This window comes from Roseibium sp. AWQ4_290 (genome assembly GCF_056160985.1).
The window spans coordinates 177,241-198,576 of sequence record NZ_JBSWYG010000010.1; the positions used below are offsets into that span (position 1 = coordinate 177,241).

Annotated in this window: 17 protein-coding genes and 1 tRNA gene; 11 read left to right on the forward strand and 7 right to left on the reverse strand. The window is 58.7% G+C overall.

Features of this window, described 5'->3' with window-relative positions; translation table 11 throughout:
* Positions 1 to 11 precede the first annotated feature (11 nt).
* Positions 12 to 2,177 (reverse strand): flagellar hook-length control protein FliK, encoded by a 2,166-nt coding sequence (locus ACXAH0_RS12295; protein ID WP_475191527.1) that lies wholly within the window; start codon positions 2,175 to 2,177, stop codon positions 12 to 14.
* A 343-nt stretch (positions 2,178 to 2,520) separates the two neighbouring features.
* On the opposite strand from ACXAH0_RS12295, the gene mnmA reads away from it, so the two are divergent.
* From mnmA to ACXAH0_RS12330, 7 genes are all read left to right on the forward strand, one after another.
* Complete coding sequence (gene mnmA, locus ACXAH0_RS12300; RefSeq protein ID WP_475174979.1) at positions 2,521 to 3,699, forward strand: tRNA 2-thiouridine(34) synthase MnmA; 1,179 nt, start codon at positions 2,521 to 2,523, stop codon at positions 3,697 to 3,699.
* Between the two features lie 111 nt (positions 3,700 to 3,810).
* A tRNA-Met gene (locus tag ACXAH0_RS12305) sits at positions 3,811 to 3,887 on the forward strand.
* A 474-nt stretch (positions 3,888 to 4,361) separates the two neighbouring features.
* Entirely contained in the window at positions 4,362 to 5,021 is a 660-nt protein-coding gene (locus tag ACXAH0_RS12310; RefSeq protein WP_475175346.1) for an ABC transporter permease, read from the forward strand.
* A gap of 19 nt (positions 5,022 to 5,040) precedes the next feature.
* On the forward strand, positions 5,041 to 6,192 hold the full coding sequence (locus tag ACXAH0_RS12315; protein WP_475175347.1) for an ABC transporter ATP-binding protein: 1,152 nt from the start codon (positions 5,041 to 5,043) through the stop codon (positions 6,190 to 6,192).
* A 62-nt stretch (positions 6,193 to 6,254) separates the two neighbouring features.
* Positions 6,255 to 6,938, forward strand: coding sequence for an ABC transporter permease (locus ACXAH0_RS12320; RefSeq protein ID WP_475191530.1), 684 nt, complete (start codon positions 6,255 to 6,257; stop codon positions 6,936 to 6,938).
* A 28-nt stretch (positions 6,939 to 6,966) separates the two neighbouring features.
* Positions 6,967 to 7,848, forward strand: coding sequence for a glycine betaine ABC transporter substrate-binding protein (locus ACXAH0_RS12325; RefSeq protein WP_475191533.1), 882 nt, complete (start codon positions 6,967 to 6,969; stop codon positions 7,846 to 7,848).
* A 63-nt stretch (positions 7,849 to 7,911) separates the two neighbouring features.
* Positions 7,912 to 8,760, forward strand: a complete 849-nt coding sequence (locus tag ACXAH0_RS12330) for a nitrilase-related carbon-nitrogen hydrolase (protein ID WP_475191536.1) — start codon at positions 7,912 to 7,914, stop codon at positions 8,758 to 8,760.
* A gap of 34 nt (positions 8,761 to 8,794) precedes the next feature.
* Here the strand turns inward: ACXAH0_RS12330 and ACXAH0_RS12335 are convergent, their stop codons facing one another.
* Positions 8,795 to 10,141 (reverse strand): NAD(P)/FAD-dependent oxidoreductase, encoded by a 1,347-nt coding sequence (locus ACXAH0_RS12335; protein WP_475191538.1) that lies wholly within the window; start codon positions 10,139 to 10,141, stop codon positions 8,795 to 8,797.
* Positions 10,142 to 10,260: 119 nt separating this feature from the next.
* Here ACXAH0_RS12335 and ACXAH0_RS12340 point away from each other — a divergent pair, with 119 nt between their 5' ends.
* The 3 genes from ACXAH0_RS12340 (at position 10,261) to ACXAH0_RS12350 (ending at position 13,932) form a co-directional block, all read left to right on the forward strand.
* Complete coding sequence (locus tag ACXAH0_RS12340; RefSeq protein ID WP_475191540.1) at positions 10,261 to 11,631, forward strand: aromatic ring-hydroxylating oxygenase subunit alpha; 1,371 nt, start codon at positions 10,261 to 10,263, stop codon at positions 11,629 to 11,631.
* Between the two features lie 81 nt (positions 11,632 to 11,712).
* Positions 11,713 to 12,735 carry a flavin reductase family protein gene (locus ACXAH0_RS12345; RefSeq protein WP_475191544.1) on the forward strand — a complete coding sequence of 341 codons (1,023 nt, stop codon included), beginning with the start codon at positions 11,713 to 11,715 and terminating at the stop codon, positions 12,733 to 12,735.
* Positions 12,736 to 13,020: 285 nt separating this feature from the next.
* Positions 13,021 to 13,932, forward strand: a complete 912-nt coding sequence (locus ACXAH0_RS12350) for a GlxA family transcriptional regulator (RefSeq protein ID WP_475191546.1) — start codon at positions 13,021 to 13,023, stop codon at positions 13,930 to 13,932.
* Between the two features lie 127 nt (positions 13,933 to 14,059).
* Here the strand turns inward: ACXAH0_RS12350 and purU are convergent, their stop codons facing one another.
* The 5 genes from purU to ACXAH0_RS12375 all read right to left on the reverse strand — a co-directional run bounded on the left by purU (position 14,060) and on the right by ACXAH0_RS12375 (position 20,022).
* Positions 14,060 to 14,944 carry a formyltetrahydrofolate deformylase gene (gene purU, locus ACXAH0_RS12355; RefSeq protein ID WP_475191548.1) on the reverse strand — a complete coding sequence of 295 codons (885 nt, stop codon included), beginning with the start codon at positions 14,942 to 14,944 and terminating at the stop codon, positions 14,060 to 14,062.
* A 61-nt stretch (positions 14,945 to 15,005) separates the two neighbouring features.
* Positions 15,006 to 15,554 carry a sarcosine oxidase subunit gamma gene (locus ACXAH0_RS12360; RefSeq protein ID WP_475191549.1) on the reverse strand — a complete coding sequence of 183 codons (549 nt, stop codon included), beginning with the start codon at positions 15,552 to 15,554 and terminating at the stop codon, positions 15,006 to 15,008.
* Positions 15,547 to 18,489, reverse strand: coding sequence for a sarcosine oxidase subunit alpha family protein (locus ACXAH0_RS12365; RefSeq protein WP_475191550.1), 2,943 nt, complete (start codon positions 18,487 to 18,489; stop codon positions 15,547 to 15,549). The genes ACXAH0_RS12360 and ACXAH0_RS12365 overlap by 8 nt, the downstream gene beginning before the upstream one ends.
* Positions 18,486 to 18,764, reverse strand: coding sequence for a sarcosine oxidase subunit delta (locus tag ACXAH0_RS12370; protein WP_475175369.1), 279 nt, complete (start codon positions 18,762 to 18,764; stop codon positions 18,486 to 18,488). Before ACXAH0_RS12370 ends, ACXAH0_RS12365 begins: the two co-directional genes overlap by 4 nt.
* A gap of 7 nt (positions 18,765 to 18,771) precedes the next feature.
* Complete coding sequence (locus ACXAH0_RS12375; RefSeq protein WP_475191551.1) at positions 18,772 to 20,022, reverse strand: sarcosine oxidase subunit beta family protein; 1,251 nt, start codon at positions 20,020 to 20,022, stop codon at positions 18,772 to 18,774.
* A 79-nt stretch (positions 20,023 to 20,101) separates the two neighbouring features.
* On the opposite strand from ACXAH0_RS12375, the gene ACXAH0_RS12380 reads away from it, so the two are divergent.
* Positions 20,102 to 21,076 (forward strand): GlxA family transcriptional regulator, encoded by a 975-nt coding sequence (locus ACXAH0_RS12380; protein WP_475191552.1) that lies wholly within the window; start codon positions 20,102 to 20,104, stop codon positions 21,074 to 21,076.
* Positions 21,077 to 21,336: the final 260 nt, after the last annotated feature.

Below are 21,336 nucleotides of genomic sequence, written 5' to 3' on the forward strand. Positions count from 1 at the left end.
CACCCTCCTCTTCAAATCTTCAGATCCAGACCGCCGCGCTGCGCTGCAAGCGTCATCTGCACTATCTCTTGTTCAAGCTCACCGGTATCCGCCTCACTGCTGTCTCCAGAGCTCTGCGGCAGATCAGAGGACCCGCCGGATGTATCGTCTCCGGAGGCGAATTCCTGCCCTCCCTCCTGCTGGAGTGAGAATTGCAGATTTTCAGGGTCCGCCGTTAGTCCGGCAGCCTCCAGCGCCCGCTCAAGGCCGCGCTGGTCCCGCAGAAACATGTCGAGGGTTTCCGGACGCTCCACCACCAGATGCGCCTGAACACCACCATCGGCCGACACTTTCATATGAACATCCACCCGGCCAAGCTCCGGCGGATCAAACCGCATCTGGAACCGGGTCTGGCCGTTTTTCAGATTGCGGGCCATTTCCGCAGCCACCTGACCGGCAACCTGGGCGGACTGGGCCTGATTGGGCGTCTGCAGGCTTTCCGTTCTCATGGCGCCCGCCGTATCGCCGCCGCGCAACGTGGCTCCGAACTCGCCGGAAAAACTGATATCAAGCGGGTCCCCGGAGGCTGTCTCATCGGACGCCAGTTGGGACGCCAGGAAGGTCGCCGCCAGGGGAGAAGCACCCTGCAGGCGGATCTCGCCCCCTGCGGGTGCCCCTTTGACCGCACCATCGGTGCCGGTTGCAGCCCCTGTCTGGCCAGCGGCTTCATCAGCAGCCGCCTTGGCGGTTGACGGGCCTGCCCCCGCACCGGAGCCCCGCAGCCCGGCCTCCGAATCCTCCATCGTGACCGGTTTGAACGGCGTTGCAGCCCCGGCCTGCCCTTGATCCGGCTCAGAAGACGCAGCCGCAGCCAGAGCATCAGAAGACGCCTGTTGAGACTGCGGTGCTTGCTTCGACGCGGCAGTGGCCGCACTGGACACCTCAGCGGAAGCCGCCTGAGACGCAGTTTGCAAACCAACTTCCGCAGGGGATTGAGTGGGCAACTGCGCTCTTTGTTGCCCCAGGTCCCCAGCCGCTCCTTTAGCCTCGATCTCAGAGGCGTTTGCCGCCGGACGTTCCGCGCCCGGCGCCCCGCCCTGCTGGATTTTGGCAGAGCCTGTGTCCAAAGTTTCAGTCTCTTGCGAGGCTGACCCGTCTGTGCCCAGGGCGCTGCCCGCCAAGGACAGGCCCGCCGCATCCGGACCGGCAGAAGAGGTCAGCAGCCCAGATCCGGCCTGGGCCACTGCCTGTTGTCCAGAACCAGCACCGGAAGCCTGAGACGCAGCGCCCATCGGAGATCCGTCGGCAGCCACGCCCCCAGCTCCGTCAGGAGCCCCGCCTTGACTGGCCCGCGCGCCTTGACCAAGGGCCGGAGCCCGCAGCTCACTCGGCAATTCGCTTTGCCATTTGCGCGGCGCTTGCGCGCCCGAAAGGGCCGCAGACGCACTGTCCCCACTCACCGGGCCAGCCGGCCCCTCAAGGCGCCCGGCCTGTGTGGCAGCTTGCGCGCCCCTGGCCTGAGCGGACGCAGCTTGTGCAGAGAGGCCCGGCGTCTGGTCCGCCGCCTGCCCCGCCTTGACACCAGAGAGCGTTTCAGTTGCCGCCTCTCCCGCCGCTGGCGTGACAGCGCGGCCCGCGCCAGAGCTGTCAGCAACCGCGCCGTTGGAAAGACCGGACACAGCTCCAGCGGATGCCCCCTGCCCGTTACCACCCCCGGAAATACCTGTCGGCTGACCGGCAGAATCTGCCGCAGCTGCCCCCCCCGGCGCCTGGGGACCGGCGGGCGCCTGAGGCACCGTACTGCCTGCCTGTGCGCCCGGGCCAGACAGAAGACCATCTTCCGAACCGCCCCGCTCGAGCGCCCCGGCCCCTCCCGTAGAGAGAGCGCCCGTTGTCAGATCGTCACCGCCTGTCTCCGCTCCGCCTTCGACGGCAGACGGCGTGACAGGCACGTCCGCGGGAGCGGCAAAGGCGCTGCCGACATCCACGGAACCATCTGACAAGACGTTGGTTTCGCTGGAAACCACATCGCCCGCACCATCCCCGTCCCCAAGGGCAGAGAGCTCGGCTTCAAATGTAGACGAGCCGCTCCCCTGTCCAGCAGACGGTCTTCCTGGCCCCTGAAACTGAATCCCACCAGCTGCTCCGGTCCCGGCCCCGGCTCCAATGATATCGGTGATCATGCCTGTTGGCAGCACTGTCGCCCCCGAAAGGTTAGGCCCGCAAACCGGGCATCTGTCGTCGCCGAGGTAAAAGCAAACAATGGGCCAGTTTCAAAATTCACTGCAAATAATTGTTTTTATTATCTTTACCTGAATTCCGAGCGCACCTCACTCCGCAAATGCACGGCAAGCTTTGCCGGTCGGGCAAAGCATGCCTGCCGTGCGCCCTGCGGCAATTGGCATTCAAAACCCAAATCTGTATAGTGCAGCAACTTTTGATGACAGCCAGCGGCAGGCGCACCGGCATAGCCCGCGCGCCAGGAGGCAAGCCCTTGAGGGGCGCCCCGCCCGGCACAAACCTTCTGGATGAGTTTTGACCATGCGAAACAGTCTTGACCTGCCCGGGCGCCCGGAAGACACGCGCGTTGTCGTTGCCATGTCCGGCGGCGTTGACAGTTCCGTCGTCGCGGCGCTGATGAAGGCGGAAGGCTATGACGTGATCGGCGTCACCCTGCAGCTTTACGACCATGGGGCGGCCGTCTCCCGGGCCAAGTCCTGCTGTGCGGGCGTCGACATTCACGATGCCCGGCGTGCGGCGGAAAAGATTGGCATTCCCCATTATGTGCTCGACTATGAAAGCCGCTTCAAGGAACAGGTGATGGACCGGTTCGCCGACAGCTATATTGCCGGCGAAACCCCGATCCCGTGTGTCTCCTGCAACCAGACGGTCAAGTTCACCGATCTTTTGAAGACCGCCCGGGACCTGGGCGCCGATGCACTGGCCACCGGCCACTATGTGCGCTCGCAGCAGCAGGGCAACAAGCGGGCGCTCTACCGCCCGGCGGATCTGGACCGGGACCAGAGCTATTTCCTGTTTGCCACCACCCAGGAGCAGCTGGACTTCATCCGCTTCCCTCTGGGCGGCATGCCCAAAGCGAAGGTACGGGACCTGGCGGCGGAATTCGGCCTGGCCGTTGCCGACAAGCCGGACAGCCAGGACATCTGTTTCGTGCCGAATGGGGATTATGCGCAAGTGATCAGAAAGCTGCGCCCCAATGCGGCAGAACCGGGCGACATCACCCATATGGACGGGCGGGTTCTGGGCCGCCATGACGGCATCATCCATTTCACCATCGGCCAGCGCCGGGGCATCGGGGTTGCGACCGGCGAACCGCTTTATGTGGTGCGTCTGGATGCGGAGGCGCGCCGGGTGATTGTCGGCCCGCGTGAGGCGCTGGCCACGCGCACTATTCTTTTGCGCGAGCTGAACTGGATCGGCGACCAGCCGCTGGACGAAGGCGACGAAATCGAGATCTTCGCCAAGGTCCGCTCCACCCGCCCGCCGGCACCCGCCACCTTGAAGCTTCTCAACGGCAAGGGCTTTGTCGATCTGGCCAACGGGGAAACCGGCGTTGCACCGGGCCAGGCCTGTGTCTTCTTTGACAGCGACGATGAAACGGCACGGGTACTGGGGGGCGGCTGGATCCACAAGACCGAGCGCTCCGGCGCCTGGGCGGTCGATTTTCCACAAGAGAGCGCCCCGGTTTCTGCCGTTTAAGCCCAAAGGCAAACCTTTGCGGGCCGGCGCAGATTCTCCCCTTGACGCCTGCCCGCAGCGCCCCTATAAGCACCTCCACGTCGCGCAGGCCACCGCCTGCCCTCGCCTTATGGCGGAGTAGCTCAGCTGGTTAGAGCAGCGGAATCATAATCCGCGTGTCGGGGGTTCGAGTCCCTCCTCCGCTACCAAAATTCCCCTCAACTTATTATCAATTAAGCCGGACACGTTCTTCGTTGCATCGACGAGAAGACCGACAGCTCCGAAGACCTCTACATCTGTGCCTGTGTCAGTCGGTGTAACAACGGTGCCGTCACATTGTTTCTTTGGCAATAAATTCTGTGTCGCTGCGCGAAACTCCGCGACGTGACGTGATGCCGTGAAGAGTCTCCTTTGTGGCAAAATACCAAGTCAAAGGCGCGGTACAAATCCGGGACAGGCCCACCTCCGGGCAGCACAATCCGCCAAATCGTGGCACCTCCAACACTGCTCAGGGAACCTGATTTGACGGTTTCAGGACATCATCGCGCTCAGCCGACGCGGAGACGACAAACTTTGCCGCGCATTCGAAAATTAGGAACCGGAAGTCGCGACAGCTTTGGTCTAACGCATCGTCTACCAGACAAAAACAAAACACTCTGGATGCGAGCCATGGGGAACACGATTTGGACGTTTTGACTTTCATAAGCCAAAACCTTGATGTGATTGCTGAAAGAACCTTTCAGCATCTTTCGATCGTTGCCGTGGCGATCGGTTTGGCGATCCTCACAGGGGTACCGATTGGCATTTTGATCACGCTCAATCAACGGGCGGCGGATATGGTGCTCTATATCGCCTCGATCATCATGACGATTCCGTCTATCGCATTATTTGGCTTGATGATCCCTATCCTGTCAGTCATCGGACAGGGTGTGGGCTATCTGCCAGCGGTAATTGCGGTGTTGCTCTATTCCCAGCTGCCAATCATCCGCAACACCTACACCGCCATTTCCAATGTCGACCCCGCGCTGCGCGAAGCGGCACGCGGTTTGGGCATGACGCCGGTTCAACGGCTCGCGCGGGTGGAAATTCCGCTGGCAGTCCCCGTGGTGATGGCGGGTGTACGTATCGCGGTGGTGATGAATATCGGGATTACCGCAATTGCCGCCTATATCGGCGCGGGCGGGCTGGGGGTGTTCATTTCGCGCGGGATTTCCCAATCCGATCCCAGGCAGTTGGTCACCGGCGCGCTCATGGTCTCACTGCTGGCAATCGCGGCGGATTATGCGCTGATGTGGGTGCAAAACCGTCTCACACCACCGTCTGGCTCTACCGCCAGGGTCTGACAAGTTCGAAGATATTATCGTGATAAAGCTTGAAAAACTCTCAAAGGTTTTTGACATCCCGGGCGGACCCAGCGTGATCGCGGCCGATCAGGTTTCGATGAATGTCCCAGAAGGCGAGATTTGCGTCCTGCTGGGCCCGTCGGGCTGCGGCAAGACCACAACGCTCAAGATGATCAACGGATTGATACCCAAAACCTCGGGCAAGATCTGGGTGGCGGGCCGCGATACCGACAGCCTCAACCCGATCGAATTGCGACGGAACATTGGCTATGTGATCCAGCAAATCGGTCTGTTTCCCAATATGACGATCGAAGAAAACATCTGCGTGGTTCCTGATCTGCTGGGGTGGAACAAAACCACGTCGCGCCGCCGCGCGGGAGAGCTTTTGGAGATGGTCAATCTGGACCCCGCAATTTTTCTAAAACGCTATCCCAAAGAGCTTTCCGGCGGCCAACAGCAACGGGTGGGTGTAATCCGCGCCCTTGCTGCGGACCCGCCTGTGTTGCTGATGGACGAACCCTTTGGCGCGATTGATCCGATCAACCGGACGGTCATTCAGGACGAGTTCCTGAAGATGCAAAAGGAAATCCGCAAGACCATTGCCTTTGTCAGCCATGACATTGATGAGGCCATCAAGATGGGCGACAAGATCGCGATTTTCCGGGATGGGAAGCTGGAACAGTATGACAGCCCGGATGACCTTTTGGCCCGCCCTGCCAATGATTTCATCGCCAGCTTTGTTGGCTCGGACCGAACCCTGAAACGGCTGAGCCTGCTGAGTGTCGGAGAGGTCATGTATGGCGAGCAGGTGCGTGTCATGGCCAATGACAATCTGGCCAAGGCGCGCCACCTTATGGAAGAGGCCGGTCACAAGAATATCGTCATGGTTGGCCCAAAGGGGCGCGCGCGCGGCTTTCTGCATCTGAACGATATCAAAGATCTCAATGGTCAGGTCGAAGAGCATCACCAGGCCTTGCCCACTACAGTCAACGTCAAGGACGAGTTGCGCACTGCGGTGTCCAAGATGTTCCGCTATGATACAACCTGGCTGGCCTGTGTGGATGATGAAGGGTTCTTTCAGGGCTCGATCACGCAGCGTGCGATTTCACATGCCTTGGGAGCGACATATCGCGACTCGGCAATGCCTCCGGACGCGGCGGAGGTACTATGAGCGCGCGAGGCACGCTCCTTCCCGACCAGATCAGAACAGCTATTGCCTTTGGCCTGGGCTGCGTGCTGACCTTTGGCATCATGATCGGAGAGCGCGGTTTTTTCGGCGATCTGTGGCGGAACTATAGCGATGATATCATCTACCTGACCGGCCAGCATATTTACCTTGTTCTGGTCTCATCCGCCTTGGCGATTTTGGTGGGGGTTCCCGTAGGAATCTTGCTGAGCCGGGACTGGATGAAAACCTATGCAGAGACCCTGCTGCAAGTTTTCAATATCGGTACGACCATCCCCACCCTGGCGCTGCTGGCGCTTTCGATCACCTTTTTGGGCATCGGCACGATTCCGGCGATCTTTGGCCTGTGGGTGGCAACACTACTGCCGATTGTCCGCAATGTCTTTCAGGGGCTGCGCGAAGTCCCCGCCCCGCTCAAAGAGGCCGCCACCGGCATGGGCATGACACCTTTGCATATTCTGTGGTCGGTTGAACTGCCAAATGCGCTGTTTGTGATGTTCGCTGGCATCCGCACCGCAGTGGCGATCAATGTCGGCACGGTTCCTCTGGCTTTTCTCATCGGTGGTGGTGGGTTGGGGGAACTGATCTTTACCGGCATTGATCTGAACGAGATGGAAATGCTCCTTGCTGGTGCCATTCCCGTCGTCCTTTTGGCGATGCTCGCCGACTGGGCGCTTGCCAGAGCGCAGTTCTGGCTTATTCCGCGAGGGGTGAACCCTTTGCGGCCCTAACAAACATAAACCTAACAGAGGACCAAACATGTTCAAATCAGTCTTATGCGCAGCCACTGCCTTGATTGCCGTTCTGGCAGGCCCTGCACAAGCCGACACCACGGTGAAAGTGGGCGGCAAAAACTTTACCGAGCAGCTGCTGATGGCGGAAATTACGCATCAGTTTCTTGACGCAAAGGGCTTTGACACGGAAAAGCTGGATGGCATGGGAACCAGCGTTCTGCGCGCTGCGCAAGAGAACGGTCAGGTGGATATTTACTGGGAATATACCGGCACGTCGCTGGTCACCTTTAATAAGGTAACCGATAAGCTGAGTGCGGACGAAACCTATGCCAAGGTCAAAGAACTGGATGCGGCCAAAGGGATCACATGGCTGAACGCGTCGGCAGCGAACAACACCTATGCCCTGGCGGTGCGCGCCGCTGATGACAAGGGGCTGACCACCCTGTCTGATCTTGCCGCTGCGTTTAACGAAGGCACCTCGCTAAAGCTTGGTGTGAATGCGGAGTTTCCCAAGCGGCCAGATGGTCTGCCAGGCTTGGAAAAGGCTTATGGATTTGAAACCAGCCGCCGCAATCTGGCCCCGATGCAATCCGGTTTGATCTATCCCGCACTGAAGGATGGTCAGGTGGATGCGGGTTTGGTCTTTGCCACCGATGGCCGAATCGCCGCTTTTGATTTCAAGGTGCTGAAAGATGACAAGGGATTTTTCCCGAACTACGCACTGACACCGACTATTCGCACCGAGGTGCTGGACGCGCATCCCGAATTGGGTGATTTGCTGAATGCAATCTCCGCGAAACTGTCCGACAAAACCATGCAGGACTTGAATAGCCGGGTGGATGTTGACAAGAAAAGCATCGAAGAGGTTGCAACTGAGTTCCTTAACGAAAGCGGTTTGCTAGGCTAACCCCTCCCCCCCGGGGCACAGCCGCTCCCGGGGGGGGGCAGTTTGCAACATTAGGAGACGGAGATGATCCACCGCGATGTCTTGCGATGCGCCAGTGCACAGATCGAACATGTGCCTGAAAGCCCCGATGTGCTGTTTCACAAACATCTGGCCTTTATCGAAGAAGCATCGGATGCTCGGATGGATTTGCTGGTTTTTCCCGAAACCTCGCTTACGGGATATCCTGCTGATGGCAACACCGTGCAGAAATCCGGCATTTGGGCAGATGACCGGCTCCTGCACACCCTGGCGCAGAAATGCAAAGATATTTGCACCGTTGTCGGATTTGTCGAAAAGGGCAAGGCGGGCCATTTTTACAATTCCTTGGCCTGGCTCTTTCAAGGAGAAATCAAAAAGGTCTATCGCAAGATTAACCTGCCCACCTATGGCCGGTTGGATGAGGGCAAATACTTTACCGCAGGCAAACGTACAATGACGCTGGATCTGGACCGGCACTGGACCTGCGGCGGCATGATTTGTGCCGACAGTTGGGACCCCGGCCAGCTCTACCTCTCCGCTATGCGCGAAACCACAGTTTTGGCACTGCCCATTGCCTCGACGATCGAGGGCACTGGCGGCGGATTTTCCAATGAAAAGGGCTGGGGCATTGTGTGCAGCTATGCGGCGATGACCTATGGTCTGCCGATCATAATGACCAACTGGACCGGGGCGCATCAGGACATGAGGTTCTGGGGCGGGTCGTCGATCTTTGGCCCCGATGGGTCCAAACTGGCGCAGGCCGATTCTGGCGAGGCCCTGATTCAGGCGGAGGTCAACTATGCGGATGTGGTTCGGGAACGCCAGACCATGCCGACGGTCCGCACACTGATGCCGCAATTGATGCTTCGCGAGTTGCCGGGGCTTATGGAATAGCCCCGGGCGCGGCGCGCTCTTTGTCTTGGAAGGTTCAGCTCCAGGGATAGGGGCTGTTCGAAACCGGGTGCAGCTTGCCCGTTTCATAGCGGCCGAAGCGGAATGGCTCCAGCAGAGCCGAGGTGCCGCCTGTCATTTCTTCGGCCACCAGTTCACCCACACCAATCATTTTGTATCCGTGATTGCTGTCTGCAATGATGTAGCAGTTTTCGCGAAACACGTCGAACACAGGGAAACTGTCCGGCGTAAAACACCCGACGCCGCCCGATGGCTCTTTGTGGTACTTGGGCATTGTGCCGGAAAACCGTTCATTGCAATGCGCAAGGGCCGAGACCCACATATGCGCAAATTCCGGAGAAGAGACAAATTCAGGCGAGGAAGGGCCATAAGGATCAATCTCAACCTCATCGGCAGGCTTGTCGACCTTGTAGGGCATCGCTCCGCCCTGAATGCCACCAAAGTTGAAGTCCGGCTTGTAGTAGATACCCCACATCTCTTCGGTGATGAGAGAACCGTCCACGTCCGAATATAGCGGCGCGTCCGTGTCTACATGAATCACCGGCGGCAACTTGCCGTCGTTGGTTTTGAAGCTTTCCGGATCGACCCGCAGAACCCCTTCTTCGAGCTGCCAGAATTTCCACATGGGAATGTCTGAATGCATTTGGCCAGAGGCACTCTTGACCGAAATACGCGCGGGCAGCTCGGCCATGGTCCAGAAATCCCGGACCCAAGGACCCGCGGCGACCACCAGATAGTCGCAGGCAATAACGCCCTTGTCCGTTTCAACTCCAGCGATCGCAGAGGAGGACCCGTTCGCCCCCTTGAGCCCCGTCACTGTAACCCCGGTGAGGATGCGCACGCCCTCTTCCTCGGCCATCTTTGCCAGCGCATAGATCGCAGCCGCGTTGTGCGCATAACCACCACGTTTTTCATGCAGGACCGATGTGATGTTCTGTGCCCGCCAGTCCGAGAAGATCTCTTTCATATAGGCATCGCAATCGGCTGTCCCTTCGATAAAGCTGGACTCATAGCCAATCGCCTGCTGCTCGCGGTAAATTTGCGCCACATCCTCATGCATGCTTTCGGCCGAAATTTGCATATAGCCGACCGGGTTATATTGGAATGCTTCGGCATTCGCCTCCCAATGGGACACGGAATGCGCCATCAGTTCACGCATCGCCGGTTGGAAATAATTGTTGCGCACCACACCGCAGGCAATACCAGAGGCACCCGCCGCAATCCCTGTCTTGTCCACCACCAGAATATCTGCGCCGGTGCCCTTGCCTGTGGCCTTCAGCCGCTTGGCAAGATGGAGCGCAGTGGACAGGCCGTGAATACCTGCGCCGATGACAAGGTAGGGGGTGCTTTGAGGGAAGGACATGAGGACTCCAGCTAGAGTTTTTAAGTGGGCTACAGATACGTTTCCACAAACCTTAGGGGGCATGCGCCACCGCCCCTCAGGATTTCCGCCAAATATTTTCAATATAACGGCAGGCTGGAATGAGAAGCCGCCCGAAAAACAGCAGGCCTGGAGATATTTCAGAGAAGTTTGGCGCTATTTCTAAAGAAACGGTCCAGCAGCCGGGCGATCTTGGTAGGCACATCAAAATCCGGAGAGCCCATATGCCACGCCCAATAGACACCACCTTCCTACGTGCGGAATTGGAAAGATGTCGGGACGGATATTCTCTTCCGAGTGCGTTTTACAATGACCCCGACATTTTCGCAGCGGATATCGAAGCTGTGTTTTACAAAGAGTGGCTGTTTGCCGGGCCGGAATGTGAAATTCCCAATGCCGGTGACTATATCACGCTCACCGTTCACGATGCGCCGGTGATTGTCTTGAGGGACGAAGAGGGCGTGATCCGCGCCTATCACAACGCATGTCGCCACCGCGGCTCGCGGCTGTGTCCCAAGGAGCGGGGGCATACGAACCGGTTGGTGTGCCCTTATCACCAATGGACCTATGACCTGAACGGTGCACTGATTGGCACACGATTTATGGGCGAGAATTTTGACCCTGCAAAATTCCCTCTCAAACCGGTGCATGTCACCTCTGTGGAGGGGTTGCTCTATATCAGCCTGGCCGAGACACCGCCGGACATTGAGCGGTTTCGCGCCGGGATCACACCCTATATCCAACCGCATGATCCCCGACGCACCAAGATTGTGCGTGAATCGGTCATCGTCGAAGAAGCCAATTGGAAATTGGTGATCGAGAACAATCGCGAGTGCTATCACTGTGCGGGCAACCACCCTGAATTGCTGGTCTCTCTGGTCGAAATGGCCCTGCCGGACGACGCCCGGTTCGGGGACGAGTTTGACCTGATGGAACAGAAAGCCCGCGATTGGGACGCGCTTGGTCTGCCTCATGCCCCTGCCGATGGCGGGGCAGAGTTCCGCTGCATCCGCCTGCCCTTCCGCAAAGGCGCGCGCTCTATGACCATGGATGGAGAGCTGGCCTGCAAAAAGCTGCTGGGGGATCTGACAGAACCGGATCTCGGATCTGTTCGTGCCTTTCGGGTGCCGAATAACTGGCATCATGTCTTGTCGGAAATGACCATCCATTTCCGTATATTGCCTCTGGGTCCTGACAAAACCGAGATACGCACGACTTGGTGTGTACATGAAGATGCGGTCGAGGGCTGGGATTATGATCCAGAGCATCTGTCTCATGTCTGGATCGAGACGAACGCGCAGGATAAGCGTCTGGCAGAAGAAAACCAGCGGGGCACCCGTTCTCCTGGTTATGAACCCGGCCCTTATTCGGAGGTTTCCGAATTTATGATTTTGAATTTCCTGAACTGGTATCGTGGCACATTGGACACGTGGTTAGACCAGTCACAACAGGCTCTGTTGGCGGCGGAGTAACCTTTCGTGACATTGTACCAGCACGATCAGCATCTGCCTTTTCCCAAACCTTCGGTGCCTGTTTGTCCAATTGGGGATGTGATGCTTGTTTTGCGGCGTCGCAAGCAAGAAACAGCAGATATTGTAACCTTTGAATTTGAGATGGAAAACGGTCCGCTACGTCACCACCCCGGTCAGGCGCTGGCCTTGCGTCTGCCGATGCCCGATGGTGAAGTGACGCGAACATTCACGATTTGCTCGGCCGGGACCGATCTGAAACGTGTCAGCATAACCGTCAAGGCCGTTCAGACCGGCCACGCGACCCGGTGGATGCATCAGTCATTGACAGAAGGAGACCGGTTGACGGCACGTGGTCCCTTTGGACGGTTTGGCTTGATCACACATCCCGGCGCTCCACTTGTGCTGATCGGTGGGGGCAGTGGTTTTACGCCGATGATGTCGATGTTGCGCTGGCTTGCGGAGCGGCGAGAAACGGTGGATGTGATCGCGCTTCAGGTCGCCCGGACGGCGGAGGACTTGCTGTTCACGCAGGAACTTGCCGATATATCTTTACAGTTGCCCAATCTGAAGCTGTATGACTGTGTCACACAGGCGGATGCCCTCCAGGGCTGGCGCGGCTATCGCGGACGACCAGACCGCGCCATGCTGCGCGCCATGATCCCGGATCTGGCGCGGCGTACGGCCTTTTGCTGTGGACCCGAGGGATTCATGACTCAGATTGGCCAAATCTATCGGTCCGAAGGGGGGGATCCAAAGCGCTTTCTGACCGAGAGTTTCGGCGCGGCGTCTGCGCCCGCTCCGATCAGGTCTGCGCCAAAGACGGAGGAAAGCGGCCAAGCGAGCAGCTTCACCGCCCATCTGCGCGGCAAAGAGGTGCCGGTGGCGCACGCTCTGAATCTGTCCCAGTCCTTGGGCATGCAGGGCCTGCGCGTCCCGACAGGCTGCGGTGCCGGTCAATGTGGCACCTGCAAGCTGAAACTACTCTCCGGCGAGGTGGAGATGACCCAGAACGGCGGGTTGTCGGAGCGTGAGGTTGCGCAGGGTTTTATTCTGGCCTGCTGTTCCAAACCAAAATCGGATGTCACCCTCAAGTTTCCTGGATAAGCGCGTCATCTTCGCCTGCCGGATACATAGTGTAGTTCGGGCGGCCACTCTCTTACGCCTCTGAAGCGGGGTGTTGGCACACGCCCCAAGAGGCATGGAAGAAGAGTGACCGCCCGAACTACACTATGTATTACCCTCTCAGGAGCGGGATGTTATAATGGGCAAACTCTCTTGCCAAACAGCCTCAATTGCCCAGCGGAGCCTGCAATCGCCCCTCAACAAACGCACTCCAACCCCAGGATCAAACCGGCCCGGTTTGAATTTGTAGCGCTGGATGATTTTTCCATGCTCTCTGTGGTTGCCGCCATTGAACCTTTGCGGGTCGCCAACCGAATGGCGGGCCAGACCGCCTATGACTGGTGTGTCGTCGCCGAAGCAGGCGCAACCATCCGTGCCTCCAACGGGCTGGTGTTGGAAAATGGGGCGCAGCTGGGGTCCGGGGGAGTGCCGGATTATTGCTTTGTCTGTGCAGGTTTGGGATTGGAAGCGGCCAATCAAACCCGGCTTTCCGCCTTTCTCAGCCGCAGGTTCGCGGCGGGCGTGACGATGGGCGCGATCTCTATGGGAACAATCTTTCTGGCGCGCGCAGGACTACTGACCGGGAAACGCGCAACCATCCACTGGGAGGGCAAACCAGCCTTTCACGAGGAGTTTCCCGATATCGAACTGTCTGATGCGATCTATGAAATCGACGGACAAATCATGACCTGCGCAGGAGGCATGTCTTCTTTTGATCTGATGATGGAGATCATCGCCCGCGAACATGAAACCTGGCTGGTCCATTCGGTTGCCAACCAGCTACAACTGGACCGAATACGCAACAATCTGGTCATGCAGTCCCATGGATCGGCGCTGCTGGATGAAACCGCGCCGCAGCAAATCCGCAAAGCGGTGACGCTCATCGCAGAGAATATGGAGCACCCCATTCCGCCAGACGATCTGGCCAGCGCAGTGGGGGCCAGCCGCAGAAAGCTTGAACGGTTGTTCCAGAAACATCTGGGCATGACGCCGGCACGCTATTGCAAAACCCGCCGGCTCGAGCAGGCGCGGGATTTGCTTCAGCACAGCAATCTGTCGCTGATTGACGTTGCCATTGCGACAGGGTTCAGATCTGGATCGTATTTCTCTTATTCTTTTTCCGAATTTTTCGGCATATCTCCCTCCACAGTCCGCAAAACGGCGGAAGGTGGGAGCTGAAAGATCTCTTGAGCATCCGGTCTTTAACCTGAATTGGTCTTTGACACGAATGTCCTGAGGCTACCGCAGGTATGGCAGCCCATTCGTGTCTCAGGTTTTAAGGCCGGGCGCTCTGGAGCATCGTGCGCTAACCCATCTTTTCGGACGAATAGGAACCAGGGCTTGCCGGAAAGACGGTGGTCTTGTTCCCATTCAGAAAGACCCGATGATTGGCGTGGGCATGAATGGCGCGAGCCAGCACCTGACTTTCCACATCGCGGCCCAAAGACACATAGTCCGCCGCGCTTTGCGCATGGGTAATGCGCACTGTGTCCTGCTCGATAATCGGACCTTCATCCAGATCTGCCGTGACATAATGCGAGGTCGCGCCGATCAGTTTGACCCCGCGCTCAAACGCTTGCTTATAGGGATTGGCCCCCTTGAACGATGGCAGGAAAGAGTGGTGAATATTGATAATCCGTCCCGACATGCGCTGGCACATATCGTCTGACAAGATCTGCATATAGCGCGCCAGAACCACCAGTTCGGCGCCAGTTTCCTCGACCACCTGCATGATCTCGGCCTCGGCCCGCGGTTTGTTCTGAGGGGTCACCTTGATACAGTGAAACGGAATATCCGCGTTCACCACCAGCTTTTGATATTCCATATGGTTCGAGATGACCGCAACAACCTCGATCGGCAAAGCGCCGATGCGGGTGCGATAGAGCAAGTCGTTCAGGCAATGGCCAAAGCGGCTGACCATAATGACGACCTTCATCTTTTCGTCTTCATCGTGAACGGCGAAATCCATCGAAAAATTCTGGGCGATGTCGCTGAAATTGGCTCGAAGCGTCTCGCGGTCGATGCCCGTTTCGGACTGGAAGCTGATGCGCATAAAGAACTGCTGCGTCTCGGCATCGTCGAATTGTGAGCTGTCTGTGATATTACACCCATGCTCGGCCAAGAAGGTCGAGATGGCCGCGACAATGCCGCGTGTCGTTGGACAGGAAACGGTCAGACAGTATTTGGACATGGTTGCTCCGAAGAAAAGATGGTTGGCTGAATCGCGTCAGCCGCGTTTGGGCCGGTGCGTCTTATTGGGAAGACGCAAGCCGGGACATGGCAGTTTCTAGCGCGTGCCAGAGTGATCCGGCGACCGAGCGCATGGCCAGCACACTGATCTGCGTCTCACTGCGCCGCAGGACGAAGACGGTCATGTGCTCAATTGCGGTGCGGACTGCGCGGCCCGGATAGGTCGCTTCCGGTGGCAGGTTGATCAGCCGTTCCAGCAGCGCGACACTATCGCCGGAGGTCGCGCTCTGTATGTCGAGGCACACAAATCCATCAGTTTGCTCTGTGATACAGGCCTGGGGGATTTCAGAGCGCAGCGCGGCCGCAAAATCCGTCTCGGCCGCGCCGGATTTTTCAAGCATCCATTGGCCGGGGGCCATCCAGAACGCAACGGACGTCATCTCCCCCGGACCGGGCAGGGGAAGCCCAAAGGGCTCGGGCCGGGAGGAGCTGGCGTGCAACGACAAGCAGGCAAGGGCCCGGTCGGTATTCTCGCATAGGGTATAACCACCCAATGTCTTGCTGCGCGGCTTGGTGTCGCCAAAGGCGCCTATCGGTTTCAGATCAGTCACGAAGACGTGCTCCTTCCGGATCGATGAAATGCGGCGAGACCACACGCAGGCGGGTGGATGTACCCTCTATCGGATTGGCCGCAATGATCTCTTCCTCCATCCGTTCATCCCCTCGCTGTAGAAAACCCAGACCGATAGAGGTGCCCATATGGGGCGAAAAGGCTGCCGACGTTATCCAGCCCTGATCATGCGCCATATCTTGAGGGTCTCCTTTGGCAAACAGATGCGCGCCCGGCACGACACTCTGCCCTTGCGTCACAGGTCTAAGGCCGACCAAGCGCCTGGTGTCCTTGGCCAAACCGTCCCGGCGAGACATGACCGCGCCAATCGAATCCTTCTTCTGCGACACCATGCGGCCTAGCCCAAGCATCTGCGCCGTGGTCTGGCCGTTCAGCTCATTGCCTGCGGCATGACCCTTTTCAATGCGCAAGACGCCAAGCGCCTCGGTTCCATAAGGCGTGACCTCCAGATCTGCGCCCACCTCCATCAGCCGTGCCATCAGCGCATGGCCATAGCGGGCAGGCACGGCGATTTCGTAGGCCAGTTCGCCAGAGAATGAGATGCGGAACAGACGCGCCCGCAAACCATTGCAGACCGTCAGCTCAGCGCAAGCCATAAAGGGAAACGCTTCATTGGACAGATCAAACCCGTCCACAAGCCGGGAAAGCAGCGTTCGTGAATTCGGTCCGGCCACAGCGATTTGCGCCCAGGCATCGGTGGTCGATATCAGATGCACGTCCAGTTCCGGCCACAGGCATTGCCGCGCAAATTCCATCCTTTGATAAACCAGACCAGCATTTGCTGTGGTGGTGGTAACGACATAATGGTTCTCGGCCAGGCGCGCCGCGGTGCCATCGTCATAGGCATGGCCATCCTCGCGCAGCATCAGCCCATAGCGGACCCGTCCCACTTTCAGCGTGGCCATCTGATTGCAATACAGACGGTTGAGGAAGGTACCCGCATCCGCGCCCTGGACATCAATCTTGCCCAAAGTGGTCACGTCACAGATCCCGACAGAGGCGCGCACGGACTTCGCCTCGCGGTCGACACTTTCACGCCAATGAGTCTCGCCCGGCTGTGCAAACCATTGCGCGCGCATCCATTGCCCAACCTCGACAAAGACAGCCCCCTGTGCTTCGGCCCAGTAATGGGTCGGCGTCAGGCGGCGTGGACGGAAATTTGCGCCGGTATCGCCGCCGCCCAGCACCCCCAGAGAGACCGGGGTATAGGGAGGGCGAAAGATTGTCGTGCCAGTTTCGGGTATGGTTTTGCCCGTCAGCTCGGCCATGACGGCAAGCGCAGTCACATTGGCGGTCTTGCCCTGATCCGTGGCCATGCCCAGCGTGGTCCAGCGTTTCAGATGCTCAACAGGGCGCATGGCCTCTTGATGGGACAGTTGGATGTCTTTGACTGTAACGTCATTCTGGAAATCAACCCAAGCGCGGCGTTTGCCCGGTACATGCCACAGCGCGGTTTGCGTGCTTTCCTCATCCGAACACTCGGGCAAGGGTGCGGTTTGCGTGCTACGCCCCAACTGCTCCAGAGCAGTCCTGGCCGCACGCTGACCATCCAGCAGGGCCGCAGCCGTCGAGCCCTCTCCCCGCGCGGCGCCAGCAATCAGCATGCCTTTCGGACCATCCGCCGGCGGCACAAAGGCAAGCCGTGCCTCATCCCAAACCGGCCGCCCCCGGTGATGAGACGCAAGATGCAGGTTCGGGTTCCACCCGCCCGAGACTCCGAGCACTCCGCACGGCATCCAGTCGGAACAGCCGTTGCGTGTAACCTCAATCGCGCTCAGACCTTTACGACCCTTTGTGCCGGTGATCCGTGCGCCTGAAAATGTTTCATAACCGCCAAGGTTTGGCGCATCCTCGCGCGGATCAATCACCCCAAGAACGGGCACGCCAAGCGCGGCAAGCTGGGCCGCGCTACGATGGCCGTCATCGCCATTTGTGAAGATCGCGACCGGATCGGCCGCATCCCGTTGCGCAGTCACGCCCCAGCGGTTGGCATAGGCGCGCATTGCCCCGGCCAGCATCACGCCAGGCCGGTCATTGTCGGCAAAGGGGATATGCCGCTCGGTCGCGCCCGCTGCCAGAATGGCTTGCTTTGCGGTGATCCTCCACAAGGTCTGCCGCACAGGCAGAGAGGTGGCGAGGTGATCCGAGACTCGCTCGACCGCACCGAAAATACCGTGGTCATAGGTGCCAAACACGGTGGTGCGCGTCAGGATGCGCACATTTGGCAGGCTTTCCAACTCCTCCAGGGCGTTTTGCACCCACAGCGCCGCGGGCTGGTCGTTCAGCACACCGCCTTCAACCAGTAGCCGCCCGCCCAAACGGAAATCCTCGTCCGCCAGAACCACGTCCGCCCCGCCGCGTCCGGCGGTCAAAGCTGCGATCAACCCTGCGGCCCCGCCGCCAACAATCAGCAGATCGGGATGTAGAAAACCGCGACCATAGGCGTCCGGGTCTGGCAACATAGACAGGGCGCCGAGCCCCGCAGCCCGGCGGATGACAGGCTCATACAGTTTTTCCCAAAACGCACGCGGCCACATGAAGGTCTTGTAGTAGAAACCTGCGGACAGAAACGGCGAAAGCAGGTCATTGACTGCCATCAGATCATGATCAAGAGAACCTGCATAATTCTGACTGCGCGCCTCCAGCCCGTCGAACAGCTCGGCCATGGTGGCGCGGGTGTTGGGGTCTGACTGCGCACCGCGGCCCAAAGTCACCAGTGCATTCGGCTCTTCCGATCCGGCACTGAACACGCCACGGGGACGGTGGTATTTGAAGGACCGTCCCATCAGCTGCACGCCATTTGCCAGCAGGGCCGACGCCAGCGTATCGCCGGCATGACCCTGCATCGTCTTGCCATCGAACCGGAAACTCAGCGTCTGGCTGCGGTCGATCAGACCGCCAGCAAGTCGGGTCATGCGGATACCCTTTTCATGTTGGAAGCCAGTTCTGCGCCCAAAATCTCATGCGTGACTGTGTCACGCGTCACCACCAGCCAGCTGCGATCGCCCTGCTCATGAAACCACAGCTCCTGATGGACGCCCGCCGGGTTGTCGCGCAAAAAGACATAGTCGCTAAAGAGGGCCTCGGCATCAGGGGCCTCGGGATCAGGCCGGGCCATCAGCGAGGCATCACCAAGATACGTAAACTCCTGCGCATCGCGCAGACCAAGCAGAGGGTGGGGGATCAGCATGGGAACCTCAGTGCAGATTGGGCTGGGCGCCAACGCCCTTTTCGTCGATGACATGGCCACTTTGGAACCGGTCCAGACGATAGGCCGTGGCGGTTTCGTGGGGCCTGTCTGTGGCCAGCAGATGGGCAAAGGCATAGCCAGAGGCAGGCGTTGCCTTGAAACCGCCATAGCACCAGCCCGCATTCAGATAGAGCCCGTCAATATGTGTGCGGTCTATGATGGGTGAACCGTCCATGGACATATCCATGATCCCCCCCCAATTGCGCAGCAGCCGCGCCCGGCCCAGCATGGGCATCAGGGCCATCGCGCCTTCGGCGACATCTTCAATCACCGGCAGATTGCCGCGCTGTGCATAAGAATTATAGCCGTCAATGTCACCGCCAAAGACAAGCCCGCCCTTGTCCGACTGGCTCACATAGAAATGCCCGGCCCCAAAGGTGATCACACCCGGGATCGTCGGCTTTAGCCCTTCACTGACAAAAGCCTGCAGCACATGGCTTTCGAGTGGCAAGCGCAGTCCCGCCTGCGCCATTACGCGCGAGGAAGAGCCCGCCACAGCAACGCCTACCTTGCCTGCGGCAATAAACCCGCGGGTTGTTTCCACACCTTTGATGCGCCCCGCCTCAATGCGGAATCCGGTGACCTCGCAATTCTGGATCAGATCAACGCCCCGCTGATCCGCCGCGCGTGCATAGCCCCAGGCCACACCATCATGCCGGGCGGTGCCGGCCCGATCCTGGCAGAGCCCGCCTTTGATCGGAAAGCGCGCATTGTCAAAGTTCAGAAAAGGCGCAACCTTGCGCAATTCGTTCTGATCCATCATCCGTCCGCCCGCGCCGGACAGATGCATCGCATTGCCGCGCCGCCGATAGGCGTCGCGCTGGCCATCGCTGTGGAACAGGTTGATGATTGACCGCTGGCTGACCATCGCATTGAAGTTCAGCTCTTGCTCCAGATGTTCCCAGAGCTGCATGGAGAACTCATAAAACGGCTGATTGCCTTCCAGAAGGTAGTTGGAGCGGATGATTGTGGTGTTGCGTCCGATATTACCCGAACCAAGCCACCCCTTTTCCAACACCGCGACCCTGGCCATGCCAAAGACCTTGGCCAGATAGAAGGCGGTGGCCAAACCATGCCCGCCGCCACCAATAATGACGATGTCATAATGGTCCTGTGGTACGGGATCACGCCAAAGCGGTTTCCAGCCCTTATGTCCGGTCAAAGCCTCTTTGAGGACGCGGAATCCTGAGAAGGTCATACTGATGGCTCCCTATCGGTTGACGCATCCTATGGTCTTGCGCAGACTGCGCTCTAACGCTATCGGGACATATTCAGTCGTGAATCAGCCATATTCGAAAAAGAAACATCTTGGCTTTGTCCTGCTGGATGGGTTTGCCCTGATGTCCACCGCTGCGGCAATGGAGCCGCTGAGGGCCGCGAACCTCTTCGCCGGGCAAGAGATATACGGCATTCAGGCCCTGTCTTTGTTCGAAAGCTCTGCGGCCTCGTCTCTGGGTGCGCGCTTTGACACGCGAGGGTTTGCGAAGGAAACGGGCCCGCTGGACATGGTCTTTGTCGTGGCGGGGGGCGAACCGCTGAGCTTTCGCAACCCCAATCTGTTTGCCTGGCTGCACAAGCTGGACCGGCAAGGCGTGGCCCTCGGCGGTATTTCCGGCGGTGCTGCGATTTTGGCGGCAGCCGGATTGCTTCAAGAGCGGCGCTTTACACTGCATTGGCATCATCTGGACGCGATGCAGGAATTCTATCCCAATCTGGTCGCCGAGCGGCGGCTCTATGTGATTGACCGCGACAGATATACCTGTGCTGGCGGGACAGCGCCGCTGGACATGATGTACGCCATAATTGCAAAGGATCACGGCACTGATTTTGCGCGCAAAATCAGTGATTGGTTCATCCAGACCGAGATACGCAGCCCCGATGCGCCGCAGCAAGCCAGCGTCAAAAGCCGCTACGGCGCTCTACCGGCAGCGGTTGAAGCGGCGATCGAATTGATGGAAAGCCATATTGCTGATCCCTTGGACGCAGATCAGATCGCGTTGCTCGTCGGTCTGTCGACCCGGCAGCTGCAAAGACAGTTTCACAACAGCATGAAGCTGTCCATGATGCAATGTTACCGGAACATCCGGCTTGATCTGGCACGCCGTCTCATACTGGACACGCGACTGAGCATGGCCACGATCATGGACTGGTGCGGCTACAGCTCACAGCCCGCTTTTGCCGCAGCCTATCGCAAGGCTTATGGCCGCCCCCCCTCGCAGGATCGCGCGCGATCAGTCGCAAGGCCGGCCTGACTGTCAAAGACTTATGCTTATGAAATTTGACTGATTGAGAAGCGCCATTTTTGATTTTGGCTTTGGTCCGCGTCTGCCTTGTAGCGTCAGGCAGGCGCAAAAGCACGGCCTCGGGTTGGAAAAAACCTAAGCGCGTTATACCAACATACGCCGAAGACAGACTTGTCGCCCGATGCTCGAGAGTTTGCCGGACAGCATCAGGAACACGGGCTGGCCGCGTGTTCTGATTTCATCAGATCCACAGGCACTTTGTTGCCGAT